This is a genomic window from Microbacterium sp. GbtcB4 (assembly GCF_019091465.1).
Lineage (GTDB): Bacteria > Actinomycetota > Actinomycetes > Actinomycetales > Microbacteriaceae > Microbacterium > Microbacterium paraoxydans.
Genome location: NZ_JAGXJJ010000619.1, coordinates 1 through 234, shown reverse-complemented (window position 1 = coordinate 234; position 234 = coordinate 1). Strand labels below are relative to the sequence as shown.

The following is a 234-nucleotide window of genomic DNA, read 5'->3' as shown; positions in this document are numbered from 1 at the left end:
GGAGCGACTGGGCAGCCCCGGCGTCGGCGAGGGGAAGGGCGAGCTGGAGATCGGCGCGCAGGTCGGCGGCGTCGGGAGTGGCGGTCACGCTCCCAGGATAGTCGCCGCCCCGACCGCGCCCGCAGAGACCATCGGCCAGGATCAGGGGGGCGAAACGCCCGAGCCATGCCCGGGCCGCGCCGGATTTCGTGTCGGCGCCAACCGCTGGTAATGTAATTCCTCGGTCGGGGTTAT

Annotated in this window: 1 protein-coding gene; it reads left to right on the top strand. The window is 71.8% G+C overall.

Annotated elements, in window-relative coordinates:
- On the top strand, positions 1-211 hold a 211-nt coding region (locus KVS71_RS19025), incomplete at its 5' end, for a hypothetical protein (RefSeq protein WP_217585310.1).
- Between the last annotated feature and the right edge of the window lie 23 nt (positions 212-234).